Source organism: Occultella gossypii, from assembly GCF_019947135.1.
In the GTDB taxonomy this organism is placed as follows: Bacteria; Actinomycetota; Actinomycetes; order Actinomycetales; family Beutenbergiaceae; genus Occultella; species Occultella gossypii.
On record NZ_JAGSHT010000025.1, the window covers coordinates 28,168 to 46,921 of the forward strand.

Here is an 18,754-nt window from a genome sequence, read left to right on the forward strand (position 1 = left end):
ATTTTCCTCCCATGAGCACCACTGGCGAAACGGGGCAGCCGCGCACCGTGGCCGCCCTCGCAGCAGCGTTCGGACTGGCAGTTCTGGACGCGCCCGACGCCGGGGCGATCACCCTCTCGGGCGTGAGTCTCGACAATCGGACCATCTCCGACGGAGACCTGTTCGCCGCTCTGCCCGGCGCCAAGGCGCACGGTGCTGCGTTCGCCAGGAACGCCGTCGAGGCCGGCGCGGTGGCCATCCTCACCGACGCCGCGGGCGCCGACCTGATCGCCGCCGCCGGCGGCACCTCTGGCGGCGACCAGACAGGCAACGCTACGTCGGGGGTGCCCGTGCTCGTGGCGAACGACCCGCGCCTGATCCTCGGGGACGTCGCCGCCTGGGTGCACCACAACCCGGCCGGATCGGTCCGGACGTTCGCGGTCACCGGCACCAACGGCAAGACCACCACCTCCTACCTGCTCGAGGAGATCCTCGCCGCCCTCGGTGGGCAGACCGGGCTGATCGGCACCGTGGAGCTCAAGGTCGGCCCGGACCGGACCCCCGCCCGCCTGACCACCCCGGAGGCCCCGCAGCTGCACGGGCTGCTCACCGAGATGGTCGCGGCCGACGTCGACGCGGTTGTCATGGAGGTCTCCTCCCACGCCCTCGCCCTGCACCGTGTGGACGGCGTGGTCTTCGACGTCGTCGCGTTCACCAACCTCACCGAGGACCACCTGGACTTCCACGGCGGCATCGAGCACTACTTCGAGGCCAAGGCCTCCCTGTTCACCCCGCAGCATGCGCGCCGCGGCGTGGTGCTCGTCGACGACGCCTGGGGCCGTCGGCTGGCCGAGCGGGCGAGCATCGACATCGTCACCGTGGGCACCGGGAAGGCCGGCCAGGACGCCGACTGGATGATCGTCATCAACCACGCGGCCGCCGACCACACGGACTTCACGATCACCCACTCCTCGGGCCGCAGCCTCTCGACCACGGTCGGACTGCCCGGCCGCTTCAACGTCGCCAACGCCGCAGTGGCACTGGTGATGGCGATCGAGTCCGGCACCACGCCGGCCGAGCTGAACCACGCACTGCCGAATGGACTACGCGCCCGCGTCCCCGGCCGGATGGAACTCGTCGCGAACCGGCCGCGGTGCATCGTCGACTTCGCCCACAACGCGGACGCCCTGCACCTGGCGCTGGCGGCCCTGCGGCCCTCGACGAAGGGCCGGCTGTTCGTGGTGTTCGGCGCCACCGGCGAGCGGGACCGAGGCAAGCGGGCCGTGATGGGGCGGGTCGCCGTCGAGAACGCGGATGTCGTCGTGATCACCGACGACGACCCGCACGACGAGGATCCGGCCGCGATCCGCGCGGAGGTGATGGCCGGGGCGCTCCGGGCGCTCCCCGCGGCGCAGCGCGCCGGCCGCGGCGTGGACCTGTTCGAGGTCGCGCCACGGCGCACCGCGATACACCGTGCCATCAGATTCGCAGGCCCGGCCGATACCGTGCTGGTAGCGGGTCGCGGCCACGAGACCCTGCAGGAGATCGCCGGGGTGGAGTACCACCTCGACGACCGGGAGGAGGTGCGCACCGCGATGTCCGAGCGGTCCCCCCAGCGCACCGAGGAGCCATGATCGAACTCACAGTGGCGCAGATCGCCGCCAGCACAGGCGGGCGGGTGATCTGGCCCGAGGGGACCGGTGCGCCCACCGGCAGGCAGCCCGAGACGGCCGTCGTCACCACCGTCGTCATCGACTCGAGGGACGCAGCACCCGGGGCGTTGTTCGTCGCGCTGCCCGGCGAGCATGTCGACGGCCACGACTATGTGGCGGGCGCCCTCGAGCGCGGCGCCGCCACGGCCCTTGTCGCCCGGCCGGTCGCCGGGGTAGCCGGCCCGTTGGTGCTCGTGCCCGACGTCCAGCACGCCCTCGGGGAGCTGGCCCGGGTGGTCCTCGCCACCCTCCGCGCCGAGCGGGAGGTGATGGTCGTCGCGATCACGGGGTCCGCCGGCAAGACGAGTACGAAGGACCTGCTCTCCCGGCTCCTCGCGCCCCTCGGGCCGCTGGTCGCGCCGGTCGGCTCGTTCAACAACGAGATCGGGCTGCCGCTGACCGTCCTGCGCGCCGACCGCGACACCGTGGCGCTGGTGCTGGAGATGGGCGCCGACGCCCCCGGAAACCTCACCTACCTCACCGGCATCGCACCACCGGACATCGCCGTCGTCCTGATGGTCGGCTCGGCCCACCTGGCCGGGTTCGGTGACCGGGACGGCATCGCGGCGGCGAAGTCCGAGCTCGTCCAGGGTCTGCGCAGCCACGGCGTCGCCGTGCTGAACGCCGACGACCCACGCGTGGCCGCGATGGCGCCGCTGGCGTCGGGGGAGCGGGTCCTGACGTTCGGGTCCACCACCCCGGGCGCCGACGTCCGCGCCACCGGGATCGGCCTCGACGAAGGGGGACACGCGACGTTCACGCTCAGGACGGCGCGGGGCGCCGCTGACGTGACCCTCGCCATGGTCGGTGCCCACCACGTCACCAACGCTCTGGCCGCCGCGACCGTGGCACTCGAACTCGGCCGGCCGCTCGCGGAGGTCGCGGCGGTGCTCGCCGAGACGGGCCCGCTCAGCCCGCACCGGATGCACGTCTCCACCGTCGCGGGTGCCGTGAGCCTCATCGACGATGCGTACAACGCCAACCCGGACTCCATGCGCGCCGGCCTCGACGCCCTGGTCGCGATGGCGGGCCCTGGCCGGCGCAGCATCGCTGTGCTCGGCGAGATGCTCGAGCTCGGCGACACCGGCCCCGCTGAGCACGAGGCGATCGGTCGGTACGCGCATCAGCGTGGCGTCGACCGGCTCGTCGTCATCGGCGACGGAGCCGGCCCGATCGCGGCCGGAGCCATCGCCGCCGGCGCGACGGCCGCCGTCGTCAGCACGTTCGGGACCGTCGACGAGGCGATCGAGGCGCTGGGTGCCGAGCTGCGCCACGGCGACGTCGTCCTCGTCAAGTCCTCCAAGGGGGCCGGCCTGGCGCGACTCGCCGACCGCCTCACCGAACTCGCGGAGGTTCAGCCGTGATCGCCATCCTCGCCTCCGGGGCGGTCGCCCTTCTCGTCTCCCTGTTCGGCACGCCGCTGTTCATCAGATTCCTCGTCCACCGGAACTACGGCCAGTTCATCCGCCAGGACGGTCCGACGGCGCACTTCACCAAGCGCGGTACGCCCACCATGGGCGGTGTGGTCATCATCATGGCCACGCTGATCGCGTATGCGTTCGCGAACGTCTTCGCCGGGAGCACGCCGAGCGCCTCGGGCCTGCTCCTGCTGTTCCTGATGGTCGGCCTCGGCATGATCGGCTTCCTCGACGACTTCATCAAGATCAGCAGGCAGCGATCGCTCGGCCTGAGCCCGAAGTGGAAGATCATCGGCCAGGGCGTGGTCGGCATCGTCTTCTCGGTCCTGGTGCTGCAGTTCCCGAACGAGCGCTGGCGCACCCCCGCGAGCACGCACATCTCGTTCTCGCGGGACCTGGGCATCGACCTCGCGTTCGCCGGCGCCGCGGTCGGGCTGATCCTGTTCGTGATCTGGGCGAACTTCCTGATCACCGCCTGGTCCAATGCCGTGAACGTCACCGACGGCCTCGACGGGCTCGCCACCGGCGCCTCGATGTTCGTGTTCGGTGCTTACATCCTGGTGACGATGTGGCAGATGAACCAGAGCTGCCAGATCCTGTCCCGCGTCGGCCAGAGCTGCTACGAGGTGCGCGACCCCCGTGACCTGGCGATCATCGCGGCGGCGATCGTCGGCGCCTGTTTCGGGTTCCTGTGGTGGAACGCGTCCCCGGCGAAGATCTTCATGGGCGACACCGGCTCGCTGGCCCTCGGCGGTGCCCTGGCCGGCATCTCGATCCTCACCCGCACCGAGATCCTCGCCGCGATCATCGGCGGCCTGTTCGTGATCATCGTCCTCTCCGACGTGATCCAGATCGGGGTCTTCAAGATGACCGGCCGACGGGTCTTCAAGATGGCCCCGCTGCACCACCACTTCGAGCTGATGGGCTGGGGCGAGGTCACGATCGTGATCCGGTTCTGGATCATCGCAGCGCTCTTCGTATGCGCCGGGCTCGGCATCTTCTACGCCGAATGGGTCGTCGGTTGAGCGCCGGAGCCGCCATCGACGAACTCCGCGGGACGCGGGTCCTGGTCGCCGGCCTCGGCGCGTCCGGACTGTCCGCTGTCACCGTGCTCGCCGAACTGGGCGCAAGGGTCACCGCCGTCGACGCCGACCCGCGAGTGGGCGACCGCGTGGACCTCCCGGCCGGCGTGGCCCTGATCGCCGACGCCGACCCGGAGGCCCTCGCCGAGCGCGCGCTCGGGACCGACCCCGCCATCGTCGTCACCTCGCCCGGGTTGAACCCGCGCACCCCGGTGCTGGCCCACGCCGTCACGGCTGAGATCCCGGTCTGGAGCGAGGTCGAGCTCGCCTGGCAGATCTGCCGGCCCGACGTCGACTGGCTCACCCTCACCGGCACGAACGGCAAGACCACGACGGTCGGCATGCTCGCCTCGATCCTGGCCGCGGCCGGCCGCAACGCGCCCGCCGTCGGGAACGTCGGCACCCCGATCGCCGAGACCGTGCTGAACTCCCGCGCAGGCGGGGCCCGGCTCGACGCCCTGGCGGTGGAGCTCTCGAGCTTCCAGCTGCACTTCACCCACTCGGTGTCACCAGTGGCCGGGGCGTGCCTGAACATCGCCGACGATCACCTCGACTGGCACGGCGGTCCCACCGAGTACGCCGCGGACAAGGCCCGGGTGTACTCGGGCGCCCGGGTGGCCTGCGTGTACAACGTGGCCGACCCGGCAACCCGCGCCATGGTCGAGACGGCCGACGTGGTCGAGGGGGCCCGCGCGGTCGGGTTCACGCTCGGTTCCCCCGGGCTCAGCGAGGTCGGTCTCGTCGAGGACGTCCTCGCGGACCGTGCGTTCGTACCGAACCGGTCCAGCCACGCCGCGGAGCTCGGCACGCTGGCCGACCTCGCGCACCTCGCCACCGGACCGCTCCCGCCGCACATCGTCGCGAACGCGCTCGCGGCCGCCGCGCTCGCGCGGGCCGCCGACGTGCCGGCGCCCGCCGTTGCGCAGGGACTGCGCTCCTACGCACCGGGCGGGCACCGGATGGAGCACGTCGCAGAGATCGACGGCGTCCGTTACGTCGACGACTCCAAGGCCACCAATGCGCATGCTGCTGCCGCAGCGCTTGCGGGCGTCGAGGAGGGCCGGGCCGTCTGGATCGCCGGCGGTCTCGCCAAGGGAGCCCGGTTCGACGACCTCGTCGCCTCGCGCCGGGACCGGCTCCGCGCCGTCGTGGTGATCGGGGTGGATCCCGAGCCCATCGTGGACGCACTTTCCCGACACGCCCCCGACCTCCCGCGAACCGTGGTGCCCGCTGGCGACACTGAGGTTATGAGGACGGCAGTGGCTCGGGCGCGTGAATACGCCCGGACGGGCGACGTGGTCCTGCTCGCGCCCGCCTGCGCCTCGATGGACCAGTTCCGGTCCTACGCCGACCGCGGGGACGCGTTCGCCGCCGCAGTGACCGATCTGGCGCAGGGTCGATGACCACGACCGAGGCGCCGCGGCGCACTGCGACCCGCCCCGCCCGCAGGCCCACCACCGGGGCGACGACCACCCGGAGGACGACCAGCTCCGGACGGGCGGCGTCGAGCACCGGCCGCGGCACGACCACGCCGAACCGGACCAGGGCTGCGTCGTCGGCCCGCACCGCGACCTGGAGTTCCCCGGCCACGAGCTATTACCTGGTCGGGGGGTCGACGCTGCTGCTGCTCCTGCTGGGGCTTGTGATGGTGCTGTCCGCCTCCACGGTGTACTCGCTGCGGGACTCGGCTGGGGCCACCCCTTTCTCGGACTTCCTCAACCAGGCGAAGTTCGCGCTCGTTGCCGCGCCGGTCGCCTACGGAATCTCCCGGCTGCCTCCCACCTGGATCCGCAGACTGGCCTGGCTCGGCATGATCGGTGCCCTCGGGCTTCAGATGCTGGTGTTCACGCCGCTGTCGTTGGAGGCCACCGGCGGCAACTCCGGCTGGATCCGGATCGGTCCGCAGAACCTGCAGCCGGCCGAGTTCTCCAAGCTGGCGCTGGCGGTCTGGCTCGGCGCCGTGCTGGCCGCGAAGGGTCCGCTGCTGAAGAAGTGGTCGCACGTGCTGATGCCGGCGGTGCTCGTGGCGGGCATGTTCCTCGGAATCGTGGTCTACACCCATGACCTCGGCACCGCCCTGATTCTGATCGCTCTGGTGGCAGGTGCGCTCTGGGTCGCCGGCGTGCCGATGTCCATGTTCTCGGTCGCGGGTGCGGGTGTCACCGCAGCCGTGTTCTTCCTCGTGGTCTCGTCCGACAGCCGCCGCAACCGGATCCTCGGCTTCCTCTCCCCGGAGACCGTCGACCCGATGGGCCTCGGGTTGCAGCCGCGGCACGCGCTCGGCGGGCTCGGCACCGGTGGCATCTCCGGAGTGGGTCTCGGTGGCTCCCGGGAGAAGTGGCTCTGGCTGCCCGAAGGGCACAACGACTTCATCTTCGCGATCATCGGCGAGGAGCTCGGCCTGCTCGGCACACTCCTCGTGCTCGTCCTGTTCGCCGCGCTCGCGGTCGGGCTGACCCGGATCATCAAGCGGCACCCGGACCCGTTCGTGAAGATCACCACCGCCGCGATCGGCTGCTGGATCATCGGCCAGGCGCTCGTCAACATCGGCGTGGTGATCGGGGTGCTCCCGGTGGTCGGGCTGCCGTTGCCGCTCGTCTCCGCCGGTGGTTCGGCGCTGGTCACCACGCTCGCCGCGCTCGGCATCGTGCTCGCGTTCGCTCGCACGGAACCCGGGGCGAAGGAGGCGCTCGCCGCCCGCAAGGCGTCGGTGCGCCGGTCGCTCGCCGTGATCGCGCCCCGGCTGGCCTCGGGTAAGGCACGTGGCTGACCTCAGCGTGGTCCTGGCCGGTGGTGGCACGGCCGGACACGTCAACCCGCTGCTCGCCACCGCCGCGGAACTGCGCCGCCAGGACCGGGACACCCGCATCCTCGTGCTCGGCACCGCCGAGGGCCTCGAGGCGGACCTGGTGCCCGCGGCGGGTCTGGACCTGACCGTCATTCCGAAGGTGCCGCTGCCGCGCCGCCCCTCCACCGAGTGGCTGGCGTTCCCCGGCCGGTGGCGCGCCGCCGTCCGGGCTGCCGCCGCCGCCTTGGACGCCGTCGACGCCGACGTCGTGGTGGGCTTCGGTGGCTACGTCGCCACGCCCGCCTACATCGCGGCTCGACGGCGGGGCGTACCGATCGTGGTGCACGAACAGAACGCACGTCCCGGCCTGGCGAACCGCGTCGGCGCGAGGTTCGCGGCCGCCGTCGGCGTGACCTTCCCCGGCACCCCGCTGCCGGGCGCCAAGCTCGTGGGACTGCCACTGCGACCCGCGATCGCCGACCTCGTCGCAGCCCGAGCCACCGACGCGGCCGGCGCCGCTCGGCACGGGGCGCAGCGCCTCGGGCTGGACCCCGAGCGGGCCACGGTGGTCGTCACGGGCGGCTCGCTCGGCGCCCTCCGGCTGAACACTGCCGTGCCGCAGGTCGCGGGCGAACTCGTCGACGCCGGTGCCCAGGTGCTGCACCTGACCGGCCGAGGCAAGTCGGAGACCGTCACGCGAGCCCTGGCCGACGTCGGCGAGGCCGTGCGGGCCAACTACCACGTGCGCGAGTACCTGGCCGAGATGGAGGACGCACTCGCCTGTGCGGATCTCGTCATCGCGCGCTCCGGCGCCGGCACGGTCAGTGAGCTGACCGCCCTCGGTATTCCCGCCGTGTACGTGCCGCTGCCCGTGGGCAACGGCGAGCAGCGCCTGAACGCGGCCGCGACCGTGACCGCCGGTGGCGGCATCGTTGTTCCGGACGCGGACCTCACCGGTGCCTGGTTGAGCGAACGGGTGCTGCCGCTCGTCGCCGACGCCGACCGGCTCGCAGAGATGGGCCGCCGGGCCGCCTCCGTGGGCGTCCGGGACGGCGCCGCGCGCCTCACCAGCCTGGTGCTGAAGGTAGCCCGCCGCGGCGAGCCCGGGTCGCCGGCATGAGGGTCCACTTCATCGCGATCGGCGGTGCCGGGATGTCCGTGGTCGCCGAGCTCATGCTTGCCCGTGGGCACGAGGTCAGTGGCTCGGACTCCCAGGCCTCCGACGTCCTGGACCGGCTCGGCCGGCTCGGCGCGCAGGTGCACGTCGGCCACGACCCGGCGCACGTCGCCGGGGTGGACCTGGTGGTGATCTCGTCCGCGATCCGCCCGGACAACCCGGAGTTGCGCGCGGCCGAGGCTGCCGGCATCGAGGTGATCCACCGGTCCCAGGGGCTCGCCCTCGCCGCCGCGGACACCGACTTCGTGGCCGTCGCCGGCGCCCACGGCAAGACCACCACCTCCGCCATGCTCGCGGTGGCGTTGCGCGAGGCCGGGCTGGACCCCTCGTTCGCGATCGGTGGGCGCGTGCTCGCCCTCGGCACCGGCGCACACCTGGGCGCGGGCTCCGTGTTCGTGGCGGAGGCCGACGAGTCCGACGGCTCATTCCTGAACTACACCCCGCGCGTTGCGATCGTCACGAACATCGAACCCGACCACCTCGACCACTACGGCACGGCAGCGGCGTTCGAGGCGGCGTTCGACGAGTTCGCAGCCCGGGTCCGCCCCGATGGCGCCGTGATCGCTTGCGCGGACGACGACGGCGCGCGACGGTTCACCGAGCGCGCGCGTGCCGCGGGGATCCGCGTGGTCACGTACGGGCTGGCGGCGGACGCGGACGTGCGGATCGTCGACCCCGAGCTCGGCGTGGGTTCGTCCTCCTGCCGGCTGCGCTCTGCCGGCGGGGAGTTCGAGCTGGACCTGGCCGTCCCCGGAGCGCACAACGTCGCGAACGCGACGGCCGCGTGGTGCGCCGGGCTGGAGCTGGGCGTGGACCCGGCCGCCATGGCGAGCGGCCTCGCAACGTTCAGCGGGACGGCCCGCCGGTTCGAGGACAGGGGCACCGTGGCCGGTGTCCGGGTGATCGACGACTACGCGCACAACCCGACCAAGGTCGGCGCCGCCGTCGCGACCGCGCGCCGCGCCGCCGGGTCGGGGCGGGTCATCGTCCTGTTCCAGCCGCACCTGTTCTCGCGCACCGAGGCGTTCGCCGCCGAGTTCGCCGACGCCCTCACCGGCGCAGACGAGGTGGTGCTGACGTCGATCTACCCGGCCCGGGAGGATCCGCGGCCCGGTGTCACCTCCGCCCTCATCACCGACCGCCTGCCCGGGTCGCGCTACGTGCCCGACCATCTCGAGGCGGCCCACGCCGTCGCCACCGCGGCGCGTCGCGGGGACCTGGTCGTCACCATCGGCGCCGGGGACGTCACTCGGCTCGGACCCGTGATCCTCGCGGACCTCGCCGGGCGCGAGGGATCGGGGGAGGCGCGATGAGGGCGCCCGCGAAGCCCCGCCAGAGCGCCGCCGCGGCGACCGCGAAGCCCAAGCCGTCCGCGAAGCGCACGTCATCCGCGAAGCCCAAGGCGACAGGTCCGGCGAGCGCGAAGCCCAAGCCGCCCGACCGGACGACGGACACGACGACCGAGAAGCCCGCGGCGCCGAAGCAGTCGGTGACGACGAGCGCGCAGCCGACCTCCGCCGTCGTGGGCGGTTCGCCGGCGAGCCGGGTCAGCGGGCAGTTCGCTGAGCGGGTGGCCGAGCGCAGGTCCGCCCGGCGTCGGCTGCGCTGGCGCACCATCGCCTGGATCGTCGCGGCCGTCCTGGTCGTCGCGGGGCTCGGCGCTCTGGTGCTGTACTCACCGGTGCTCGCCCTCGCCGAGGACGAGATCACGATCACCGGGACCACCGAGATCGTCACCGACGCCCAGGTCCGCGAGGTCGTCCAGGCCCAGGCCGGGGTACCGCTCGCCCGCCTCGACACCGGCGCCATGGCCGACGGGATCGAATCACTGACCGGGGTGCTGGACGTGCGGATCAGCCGGGTCTGGCCGTCCGGCGTGGAGGTCGCGGTCGAGCCCCGGATCCCGGTCGCCAGCGTGGCCGCCGACGGCGGTGGGTTCGCACTCCTGGACGTCGAGGGTGTGGAACTGGCGCACACCGAGGCGCCGACCGAGGCGCTGCCGGTCATCACCGTGCCGCTCGGCGAGGAGGGCACCGCCGAGTCCCTGCAGGCGGTCCTGACTGTGCTCTCACAGCTGCCACCGGACCTGCTCGCCCAGGTCGCCGACGCCGGTGCGCAGACCCCGAACCAGGTCCGGTTCACCCTGACCGACGGTGCCGAGGTGATCTGGGGGAGCGCCGACGACGGCGACCTCAAGGTAGCCGTGCTGACCACCCTGCGCAGCGTCCCCGCGGCCGTTCCCCCGGCTGTCTACGACATCTCAGCGCCGCTCAGTCCGATCACGCGGGACTGACAGGGAGCCTGCGAATCGAACCCGCGGCGCGACACGCCCGCGTGGTGATTGCCGAACGTCCCGACGGCACCTAGCGTCATCTGCATCGAGAAAATGACATAACTCTAAACCTCAGGTTGAGGTTGAGAGTTGAGGGTTCCTTCCGGGGGACCACGCACGAGTGGGAAGCACGACCGGCCACCGGAAGGCCGTGGCCGGCGGCCCAGCACCAAGCGACTGGCGAACGAGAGGGACTGACGTGGCGGCACCGCAGAACTATCTGGCGGTCATCAAGGTGGTCGGGATCGGCGGTGGCGGCGTGAATGCCGTCAACCGGATGATCGAGGTCGGGTTGAAGGGCGTGGAGTTCATCGCCGTCAACACCGACGCTCAGGCCCTGTTGATGAGCGACGCCGACGTGAAGCTCGACGTCGGCAGGGAACTGACCCGAGGGCTCGGCGCGGGCGCCGACCCGGAGGTGGGCAAGAAGGCGGCCGAGGATCACTCGGAGGAGATCGAGGAGGTCCTGCGCGGGGCCGACATGGTCTTCGTCACCGCGGGTGAGGGAGGCGGCACCGGGACCGGTGGCGCGCCGGTGGTCGCGAAGATCGCCCGCTCCCTCGGAGCCCTGACCATCGGTGTCGTGACCCGGCCGTTCACCTTCGAGGGTCGTCGCCGCGGCGTCCAGGCCGACACCGGCATCGAGGCGCTGCGCGCCGAGGTGGACACCCTGATCGTGATCCCGAACGACCGGCTGCTGTCCATCAGCGACCGGAACGTCTCGGTGCTCGACGCGTTCAAGTCCGCCGACCAGGTGCTCCTGTCCGGTGTGCAGGGCATCACCGACCTGATCACCACGCCCGGCCTGATCAACCTGGACTTCGCGGACGTGAAGTCCGTGATGCAGGGCGCCGGCAGCGCCCTGATGGGGATCGGGTCCGCGCGCGGGGAGGACCGCGCCGTGCAGGCCTCCGAGCTGGCGATCTCTTCGCCCCTGCTCGAGGCCAGCATCGACGGCGCCCACGGCGTCCTGCTCTCCATCCAGGGGGGCAGCGACCTCGGCCTGTTCGAGATCCACGAGGCGGCCCGGCTGGTCCAGGAGGCCGCGCACCCCGAGGCGAACATCATCTTCGGTGCGGTCATCGACGATGCCCTGGGCGACGAGGTGCGGGTCACGGTCATCGCGGCCGGCTTCGACGCGGGTGGCCCGAAGGTCGCCAACCGCGCCGACCAGCAGCAGAGCAGGTCCACGCCCGCGGCTGCCCCGGCGGCGACCCAGCGGCCCACGCCGCCGGCGGTCGTCGAGCCCGCTGCTGCCGAGCGGGTGCCGGAGGCGCCGCGCCCGGCGCCCGTGCGCGAGCCGGTGCCGGTCGCCCAGGCCGCGCCGGAACGGTCCTCGCAGAACGGCCAGCCGACCCAGGGGCTGGAGGTGCCGCGGGTCTTCGACGAGCAGCCCCGCAACCGCCGCGAGGACGACCTGGACGTGCCCGATTTCCTCAAGTGACGTGCTGGCCGCCGACCTCGGCCCGACCGCGGTCGGCGGCTTCACCACGCGTGCGGGCGGCGTCAGCCGCGGGGCGTACGAGTCGCTGAACCTCGGCGCCGGGGTGTCCGACGACCCCGACGCCGTCGCCACGAACCGGCACAGGGTCGCCGACCGGCTCGGCCGGCCGGTCGCGTTCCTGACCCAGGTGCACTCCGACCGGGTGCACGAGGTGAGCGTGCCGCCCGAACCGGGCGTGGTCGCCGTCGCCGAGGCGGACGCCTCGCTGACCGACCGTGCGGACGTCGGCCTCGGCGTGCTGGTCGCCGACTGTGTACCGATCCTGCTCGCCGGGGACCACCTCGTCGCCGCCGTGCACGCCGGCCGGCGCGGCCTGCTCGCCGGGGTGCTGAGCAACACGTTGGCCCGGATGAGCGCCGCCGGCGCGCCGGCGGTGTACGCGTCCATCGGCCCGTCCATCTGTGGGCGCTGCTACGAGGTTCCGGAACAGCTGCGCAGCGAGTCCGCCGCAGTGATCCCCGAGCTCGCCGCCACGACCTCCTGGGGGACGCCGTCGCTGGACCTCCTCGCTGGGGTGCGCATCCAGCTGGCCGCGGCGGGCGTGACGAGCGTGCAACACCACGACCGGTGCACGCGGGAGGACCCCGAGCTGTTCTCCTACCGGCGGGACGGCCTGACCGGACGGTTCGCGGGTGTGGTGGCACTCACGGGATGAGCGTCCGGTGACCCGGGGGTGATCGCGGGCCGCGCGACGACACGCCGCGACCGGTGACGGCAGGCCCGGGATCGCTGGTCTAGCGTCAGGGGCAACGACACCCACCCCAACACCGACGGGCGAGATCACCCGCCGCCCGGCGATCACATGAGGAGCAGGCATGGCCGGAGCGCTGCGCAAGACGATGATGTACCTCGGGCTCTCCGAGGCCGACCGCGAGAATGCCTACGACGACCAGCAGGTCGACTCCCGCGACGTCGACGACTCCTACGACGACTACGAGGCGTACGAGACCGTCGAGCAGGCGCCCGCCCAGGAGGCCCAGGTGACCCCGATCACACGCGCCGCGTCGCACACCGGCGCCAACCTGCGCCGGATCACCACCGTGCACCCGCGTACCTACAACGACGCGAAGGTGATCGGCGAGGCGTTCCGGTCCGGGACCCCGGTGATCATGAACCTCACCGACATGACCGACGCCGAGGCCAAGCGCCTCGTTGACTTCTCCGCGGGCCTGGTCTTCGGGCTCCGCGGTGCCATCGAGCGGGTCACCAGCCGGGTGTTCCTCCTCTCGCCCGCCACGGTGGAGGTGGCGACGGAGTCGCACGAGCCTGAAGCCAAGGCCCGGTTCTTCAACCAGAGCTGATCGTGGCGTGGGTCGTCGGGGTCGTCTATCTGCTCCTTCTGCTGTTCCTGATCTTCATGCTGGTCCGGGTGGTTCTGGACTGGGTGATCCAGTTCGCCCGGGACTGGAAACCCACCGGCGTGATGCTGGTGGTCGCCGAGGTGGTCTACACCATCACCGACCCGCCCCTGAAGGCGCTCCGGCGGCTCATCCCGCCGTTGCGCCTGGGCGGTTTCGCGATCGATCTCGCGTTCCTCGTGCTGATCATCGTGGTCTCCGTGCTGATGGCCGTCCTGCGACCATTGACACCTGCTTGAGATGCAAGTACCGAGAAGTCCGCTACCGTGAACCTGCGTCAGTGACACACTGTCGCTGATCCGAACGACCTAGACCGAGGTGACGACTATGGCGCTGCTGACGGCAGACGACGTCCTCAACAAGAAGTTCCAGCCGACCAAGTTCCGTGAGGGCTACGACCAGGACGAGGTCGACGATTTCCTCGACGAGATCGTGAACACCCTTCGGGTGGTTGGCGGCGAGAACGAGGAACTGAAGGCCAAGCTCGAAGCGGCGGAGCGCCGCATCTCCGAGCTGTCCGGCTTCGCCGGCGGCGAGGCTGGCTCTGCGGAGGACACCACGCAGTTCGCCGCAGTGGGCGAGCAGCCCGAGGCGCAGGCCGAGCCCGAGCAGGCCCCCGAGGCCGAGCAGACGGCAGCCGCTCCGGCGGCCGCAGCGTTCACGCCGCCGTCCGCCGGGACCGAGCCGGAGTCCGCCACCGGGATGCTCCAGCTGGCCCAGCGCGTCCACGACGAGTACGTCAACAACGGCAAGGCCGAGGCCGACCGGATCATCTCCGAGGCCACCGTCGAGAGCGAGCGCCTCACCCGTGAGGCCGACGAGCAGCGGGCCCGCACCCTCAACCAGCTTGAGGGCGAGCGCTCGCTGCTGGAGCGCAAGATCGACGAGCTGCGCGTGTTCGAGCGGGACTACCGCACTCGTCTGAAGAGCTACCTGGAGGGCCTGCTCTCCGACGTCGAGGGTCGCGGCAACGTATCCTCGGCGTACTCGGGCGAGCCCGGCGAGTCGCGCCGCCCGTAGTTCGTAGCGCACCATAGTTCGCACCACACGGCGGCGGGCCTCCGACCAGGGGGCCCGCCGCCGTTCTGAGCCGAAGGGCAGTACCCATGGACCGTTCGACGGAGCCGACGCCGTCGGACGCCGAGGAGACGCGCGGATCGGCCGGCTCATCGCAGGCCGGCCGGCACCTGGCCATCGCGCCGGCCCGTCGGCGGCGCCTGCTCGCGCTGCTGGTCGGACTCACCGTGGCGGTGCTGGTCGTGGATCAGGCGGCCAAGTACCTCGCGGTGACCCGCCTCGAGCCGGGTGACTACGTCCCGGTCATCGGGGACTTCCTCGGGCTGAGCCTCGTGTTCAACTCCGGGGCCGCCTTCTCGTTCGCGGAGGGTTCCACCTGGATCTTCACGATCGCGGCGACCGTGGTCACGGCCGTCATCATCGTGGTCGCCCGGCGGCTCGGGTCGCTCGCGTGGGCGGTCGCCCTCGGCGCGCTGCTCGGCGGCAACCTCGGCAACCTCGCGGACCGGCTGTTCCGCGAGCCCGGGTTCGGCAAGGGCCACGTGGTCGATTTCATCAACTACAACAACTGGTTCGTCGGCAACGTCGCGGACATCGCGATCGTGCTGTCCGCGATCGCGATCGCCGTGCTCACGTTCCGCGGCATCGCCGTGGACGGCCGCCGGCTCGTCCCGGCCGGGCACGGGGCGGAGAGGACCGCCGGCGCAGAGGGCGCCGACCATGCCGACGCAGCCGAGCGCGTCGACCCCGACGAGAAGGCGGCCACCGACGAGCAGGCGAGCACCGCCGTCGAGCCGGAGACCGGACCCGAGCACAGTCGAGCCGCCGACGACGAGGCGAGCACCGCCGTCGGGCCGGGGGAGACCGGACCCGAGCGGGGCCGGGCCGCCGACCAGGAGGCGAGCAGCGCCGTCGAGCCCGGTGACGGCGCCACCACCACGAACGGCGTCGACCGTGGCTGACACGCGCTCCATGCCCGTCCCCGACGGGCTGGCCGGAGAACGGGTGGACACCGCGCTCGCCAGGCTGCTCGGGCTGAGCCGCACGCGCGCCGCCGAGCTCGCCGCGAACGGCGACGTGCTCCTGGACGGGCGTCCGCTCGGCAAGTCCGACCGGCTCGTCGCGGGCGGCTGGCTCGAGGTGACCCTCGCGGACCTCGCGCCAACCCCCACCGCGCCGCCGGAGCCGGTGCCGGGCATGGCGATCCGCTACGACGACGACGACGTGGTGGTCGTGGACAAGCCGGTGGGCGTGGCCGCGCATCCGAGCCCGGGCTGGAGCGGGCCGACGGTCGTCGGCGGGCTCGCCGCGGCGGGCTACCGGATCTCCACCTCGGGTGCGCAGGAGCGGCAGGGCGTCGTGCACCGGCTGGACGTCGGCACGTCCGGGCTGATGGCCGTGGCCAAGAGCGAGCGGGCGTACACCGTGCTCAAGCGGGCGTTCAAGGAGCGCACCGTCGAGAAGGTCTACCACGCGGTGGTGCAGGGGCATCCGGACCCGTCGACCGGGACGATCGACGCGCCGATCGGGCGGCACCCCACCCTCAACTACAAGTGGGCCGTGGTCGCCGACGGCAAGGACAGCGTCACCCACTACGAGACCCTCGAGGCGATGCGGCGGGCCTCGCTCCTCGAGATCCACCTGGAGACCGGGCGCACCCACCAGATCCGGGTGCACATGAGTGCCGTGCATCACCCGTGCGTCGGGGACCTGACCTACGGCGCCGACCCGACGATCGCCCAGGAACTCGGGCTGACCCGCCAGTGGCTGCACGCCATGCGGCTCGGCTTCCACCACCCGGCCACGGGGGACTGGCTCGAGATCACCAGTTCCTACCCGGAGGACCTCACGGTCGCGCTGGAGAGGCTGCAAGGACCGTGAGGGTGCTCCGCGTCGACGCTGGCCGCCCCGGCTACGCGGCCGGTCTGGCCCGCGTGCACGCGATCCGGTTCGAGGTGTTCGTCGGCGAGCAGGGCGTGCGCGAGGACGAGGAGGTCGACGACCTCGACGCGTCACCGGGCACGGCGCACGTGCTCGTCACCGACGACCCCGATGACGCCACCGGCGCGGCGGACCTCGGCACCGCACGACTGCTCGCCGACCCGGCACACCCGGGCGTGGTGCACGCGACCCGCGTCGCGGTGCGAGGCACTGCCCGACGGCGGGGCGTGGGCCGGGTGCTCATGGACGCCCTCGAGCAGATCGCCCTGGCCGAACACGCGGCCGGGGAACCGGCGACGGTCCGGGTCGAGCTGTCCGCGCAAGAGACCGCGATGCCGTTCTACCGCTCGCTCGGGTACGAGATCGGTGCGGACCGCTACCTGGACGCCCGGATCTGGCACCGCGACGCCGTCAAGGTGATCACGACGTCGTGACGTCGTCCCAGCGGCGCGGACCGGAACCGGTCGCGCCCAGGGTGTCGGAGGGGTTCTGCAGGGTGCACGTGCGCAGGCTCAGGCAGCCGCAGCCGATGCATCCGGTGAGGTCGTCACGCAGGTGCTCGAGCGCCGCGATCCGCTCGTCGAGCTCGCTGCGCCACATCCGGGACAGTCGGGCCCAGTCGGCCCTGGTCGGGGTCCGGCCGGACGGCAGCGAGTCGAGCGCCTCCCTGATCCGGGCGAGGGGGACCCCCACCCGTTGGGACACCCGGATGAACGCGACCCGGCGCAGCGTGTCACGGCGGTACCGGCGCTGGTTGCCGGCGGTGCGTTCGGCGCTGATCAGCCGTTGCCGCTCGTAGAAGTGCAACGCCGACGGCGCGACACCACTGCGCGCGGAGAGCTCGCCGACCGTCAGTACGTGCGTCTTCCCACCCTCGATCCGGGGCATGCGTCAACTCCTTGACCTGAACCTAGGTTGAGACTCTAGCCTGATGGTCATGACCGCCCCCGTGGCCGCTGAGCCATCCCTGTCCGTTCTCGGACCCCGACTTCGCTGGATCAGCATCGGCATGTGCGCCCTGGTGTTCCTCGCGGCGTTCGAATCGCTCGCCGTGACCACGGTGATGCCCGGCATCAGCGAGGCCCTGGATGGCGCCTCGCTGTACGCGCTCGCGTTCTCCGGCCCGTTGGCGGTCGGGATCATCGGGATGGTCATCGCCGGGCAGTGGTCGGACCGCACTGGGCCGCGCGGTCCACTGCTCGCCTCGCTCACGCTGTTCGTGATCGGCCTCGGGATCGCCGGGTTCGCCACCTCGATGGAGGTGCTGGTCGCGGGGCGCCTGCTGCACGGACTCGGTGGCGGGGCGATCACGGTGTCCCTGTTCGTGATGGTCGCCCGCATCTACCCGCCCGAGCTGCACGCCCGGATCTTCGCGGGGTTCGCCGCGGCCTGGGTGGTGCCGTCCCTGGTCGGGCCGTTCCTCGGCGGCCTGGTCGCCGAGAGCCTCGGCTGGCCCTGGGTGTTCCACGGCGTGATCCTGCTCGTCGTGCCGGCCGTCATCATGCTCCGGCCGGCCTTGCGCCGGCTCGCCGCGGACGCACCCGGCGCGGCGCCGTGGCGCCTGGGCACGGTCGCCTGGGCGGCGCTCGTCGCGGCCGGGGTGCTCACCGTCGACCTGACCTCGGGCACCGGGACGCCGGTGGGGTGGGTCGCTGCCGCAGCCGCTCTCGTGGTGGTGCTGATCGCGCTGCGCCCGTTGCTGCCAGCCGGTGCCCTGCGCGCCCGGCGTGGCCTGCCCGCCGTCATCACCCTGCGGGGTTTCCTGTCCGGGGCGTTCGTCGGTGCCCAGGTCTATCTGCCCTACCTGCTCACGGACGTCCACCACGTGACCCCGGTGTTGGCGGGCTTCGGCCTCACCTTCGGCGGGCTCGCATGGGCCCTCGCCTCCCAGATCCACGGCCGGGTGGCCACCCGGGTCAGCGACCGGGGCGTCCTGCGGCTGGGCACGAGCCTGGTGCTGTTCGCCATCGCCGCCTCGACGCTCACGAGCGTGCTGGAGGCGCCGCCCCTGGCGACCGTGGCCGTGTGGACCTGCGCCGGCGCCGGCATGGGACTGGCCTACCCGCGGATCTCCACGATGACGCTGGCGCTGTCCACCGACACCGACCGCGGCTTCAACAGCTCCGCCCTGACCATCGCGGACTCCATCGGTGGTGCGGTCGCCCTGGCCGGTACCGGTGTGGTGTTCGGTGCCCTCACCGACGGCCCGACGGCGTTCGCTCCGTTCAGCGGCGTGTTCGCCCTCGCCACGCTGTTCGCCCTGGTCGCTGCCGCCCTGGTCCGCCGCGCCACCGTGTCGCGCCGGGCCGGGCACACCGCCGCCCCGGAGCCCGCCGGAGCGGGCGCCGAGGCGGCCGACGGCGACCCGGGCGGGGTGACCGTCGCGGCCTGACAGGTCGAGCGCGAGGTTGTTGGCCCGTTCAGCGAGCTCGAGGCCAACGATGTC

At 72.3% G+C, this 18,754-nt stretch carries 18 protein-coding genes; 17 read left to right on the plus strand and 1 reads right to left on the minus strand.

Annotation, left to right across the window (positions count from 1 at the left end; translation table 11 throughout):
* Window positions 1-11 precede the first annotated feature (11 nt).
* The 16 genes from KCQ71_RS24155 to KCQ71_RS24230 all read left to right on the plus strand — a co-directional run bounded on the left by KCQ71_RS24155 (window position 12) and on the right by KCQ71_RS24230 (window position 16,742).
* A complete protein-coding gene (locus KCQ71_RS24155) occupies window positions 12-1,613 on the plus strand; it encodes a UDP-N-acetylmuramoyl-L-alanyl-D-glutamate--2,6-diaminopimelate ligase (protein WP_223411255.1) in 1,602 nt (533 codons plus the stop codon).
* Entirely contained in the window at window positions 1,610-3,055 is a 1,446-nt protein-coding gene (locus KCQ71_RS24160) for a UDP-N-acetylmuramoyl-tripeptide--D-alanyl-D-alanine ligase (RefSeq protein ID WP_223411256.1), read from the plus strand. The genes KCQ71_RS24155 and KCQ71_RS24160 overlap by 4 nt, the downstream gene beginning before the upstream one ends.
* The gene (mraY, locus tag KCQ71_RS24165) at window positions 3,052-4,134 is read left to right on the plus strand and encodes a phospho-N-acetylmuramoyl-pentapeptide-transferase (RefSeq protein WP_223411257.1); all 1,083 of its coding nucleotides are present in this window, start codon (window positions 3,052-3,054) and stop codon (window positions 4,132-4,134) included. Before KCQ71_RS24160 ends, mraY begins: the two co-directional genes overlap by 4 nt.
* Window positions 4,131-5,594 (plus strand): UDP-N-acetylmuramoyl-L-alanine--D-glutamate ligase, encoded by a 1,464-nt coding sequence (gene murD / locus KCQ71_RS24170; protein WP_223411258.1) that lies wholly within the window; start codon window positions 4,131-4,133, stop codon window positions 5,592-5,594. The genes mraY and murD overlap by 4 nt, the downstream gene beginning before the upstream one ends.
* Entirely contained in the window at window positions 5,591-6,961 is a 1,371-nt protein-coding gene (locus KCQ71_RS24175; protein WP_223411259.1) for a peptidoglycan glycosyltransferase FtsW, read from the plus strand. The genes murD and KCQ71_RS24175 overlap by 4 nt, the downstream gene beginning before the upstream one ends.
* On the plus strand, window positions 6,954-8,099 hold the full coding sequence (gene murG, locus KCQ71_RS24180) for an undecaprenyldiphospho-muramoylpentapeptide beta-N-acetylglucosaminyltransferase (RefSeq protein WP_223411260.1): 1,146 nt from the start codon (window positions 6,954-6,956) through the stop codon (window positions 8,097-8,099). The genes KCQ71_RS24175 and murG overlap by 8 nt, the downstream gene beginning before the upstream one ends.
* Window positions 8,096-9,469 (plus strand): UDP-N-acetylmuramate--L-alanine ligase, encoded by a 1,374-nt coding sequence (gene murC / locus KCQ71_RS24185; protein WP_223411261.1) that lies wholly within the window; start codon window positions 8,096-8,098, stop codon window positions 9,467-9,469. The genes murG and murC overlap by 4 nt, the downstream gene beginning before the upstream one ends.
* Window positions 9,466-10,449, plus strand: a complete 984-nt coding sequence (locus KCQ71_RS24190) for a cell division protein FtsQ/DivIB (RefSeq protein WP_223411262.1) — start codon at window positions 9,466-9,468, stop codon at window positions 10,447-10,449. Before murC ends, KCQ71_RS24190 begins: the two co-directional genes overlap by 4 nt.
* 238 nt (window positions 10,450-10,687) lie before the next feature.
* A complete protein-coding gene (gene ftsZ / locus KCQ71_RS24195) occupies window positions 10,688-11,932 on the plus strand; it encodes a cell division protein FtsZ (protein ID WP_223411263.1) in 1,245 nt (414 codons plus the stop codon).
* A 1-nt stretch (window position 11,933) separates the two neighbouring features.
* A complete protein-coding gene (gene pgeF, locus KCQ71_RS24200; protein WP_223411264.1) occupies window positions 11,934-12,647 on the plus strand; it encodes a peptidoglycan editing factor PgeF in 714 nt (237 codons plus the stop codon).
* A gap of 160 nt (window positions 12,648-12,807) precedes the next feature.
* The gene (locus KCQ71_RS24205; protein ID WP_223411265.1) at window positions 12,808-13,293 is read left to right on the plus strand and encodes a cell division protein SepF; all 486 of its coding nucleotides are present in this window, start codon (window positions 12,808-12,810) and stop codon (window positions 13,291-13,293) included.
* Between the two features lie 2 nt (window positions 13,294-13,295).
* Window positions 13,296-13,589 (plus strand): YggT family protein, encoded by a 294-nt coding sequence (locus KCQ71_RS24210; protein WP_156742857.1) that lies wholly within the window; start codon window positions 13,296-13,298, stop codon window positions 13,587-13,589.
* A gap of 88 nt (window positions 13,590-13,677) precedes the next feature.
* The gene (locus tag KCQ71_RS24215; protein ID WP_223411266.1) at window positions 13,678-14,370 is read left to right on the plus strand and encodes a DivIVA domain-containing protein; all 693 of its coding nucleotides are present in this window, start codon (window positions 13,678-13,680) and stop codon (window positions 14,368-14,370) included.
* 86 nt (window positions 14,371-14,456) lie between these two features.
* Entirely contained in the window at window positions 14,457-15,329 is an 873-nt protein-coding gene (lspA, locus tag KCQ71_RS24220; protein WP_223411267.1) for a signal peptidase II, read from the plus strand.
* A gap of 10 nt (window positions 15,330-15,339) precedes the next feature.
* Window positions 15,340-16,248 (plus strand): RluA family pseudouridine synthase, encoded by a 909-nt coding sequence (locus KCQ71_RS24225; protein ID WP_249423479.1) that lies wholly within the window; start codon window positions 15,340-15,342, stop codon window positions 16,246-16,248.
* A gap of 2 nt (window positions 16,249-16,250) precedes the next feature.
* Complete coding sequence (locus KCQ71_RS24230; protein WP_223411269.1) at window positions 16,251-16,742, plus strand: GNAT family N-acetyltransferase; 492 nt, start codon at window positions 16,251-16,253, stop codon at window positions 16,740-16,742.
* On the opposite strand, the gene soxR is transcribed toward KCQ71_RS24230, so the two are convergent.
* A complete protein-coding gene (gene soxR, locus KCQ71_RS24235) occupies window positions 16,729-17,196 on the minus strand; it encodes a redox-sensitive transcriptional activator SoxR (protein ID WP_223411270.1) in 468 nt (155 codons plus the stop codon). The two genes, KCQ71_RS24230 and soxR, sit on opposite strands and share 14 nt — an antisense overlap.
* Window positions 17,197-17,245: 49 nt before the next feature.
* Between soxR and KCQ71_RS24240 the strand changes: the two genes are divergently transcribed.
* Window positions 17,246-18,700: an MFS transporter gene (locus KCQ71_RS24240; RefSeq protein WP_223411271.1), complete on the plus strand. Its 1,455-nt coding sequence runs from the start codon at window positions 17,246-17,248 to the stop codon at window positions 18,698-18,700.
* Window positions 18,701-18,754: the final 54 nt, after the last annotated feature.

What these genes read in the sequence shown, in the direction of transcription:
- murC (WP_223411261.1), top strand. Translation starts at nt 8,096, where the DNA reads ATGAGGGTCCACTTCATCGCGATCGGCGGTGCCGGGATGTCCGTGGTC.
- lspA (WP_223411267.1), top strand. Translation starts at nt 14,457, where the DNA reads ATGGACCGTTCGACGGAGCCGACGCCGTCGGACGCCGAGGAGACGCGC.
- KCQ71_RS24240 (WP_223411271.1), top strand. Translation starts at nt 17,246, where the DNA reads ATGACCGCCCCCGTGGCCGCTGAGCCATCCCTGTCCGTTCTCGGACCC.
- KCQ71_RS24175 (WP_223411259.1), top strand. Translation starts at nt 5,591, where the DNA reads ATGACCACGACCGAGGCGCCGCGGCGCACTGCGACCCGCCCCGCCCGC.
- KCQ71_RS24215 (WP_223411266.1), top strand. Translation starts at nt 13,678, where the DNA reads ATGGCGCTGCTGACGGCAGACGACGTCCTCAACAAGAAGTTCCAGCCG.
- KCQ71_RS24160 (WP_223411256.1), top strand. Translation starts at nt 1,610, where the DNA reads ATGATCGAACTCACAGTGGCGCAGATCGCCGCCAGCACAGGCGGGCGG.
- KCQ71_RS24225 (WP_249423479.1), top strand. Translation starts at nt 15,340, where the DNA reads ATGCCCGTCCCCGACGGGCTGGCCGGAGAACGGGTGGACACCGCGCTC.
- KCQ71_RS24205 (WP_223411265.1), top strand. Translation starts at nt 12,808, where the DNA reads ATGGCCGGAGCGCTGCGCAAGACGATGATGTACCTCGGGCTCTCCGAG.
- KCQ71_RS24190 (WP_223411262.1), top strand. Translation starts at nt 9,466, where the DNA reads ATGAGGGCGCCCGCGAAGCCCCGCCAGAGCGCCGCCGCGGCGACCGCG.
- KCQ71_RS24155 (WP_223411255.1), top strand. Translation starts at nt 12, where the DNA reads ATGAGCACCACTGGCGAAACGGGGCAGCCGCGCACCGTGGCCGCCCTC.
- soxR (WP_223411270.1), bottom strand. Translation starts at nt 17,196, where the DNA reads ATGCCCCGGATCGAGGGTGGGAAGACGCACGTACTGACGGTCGGCGAG.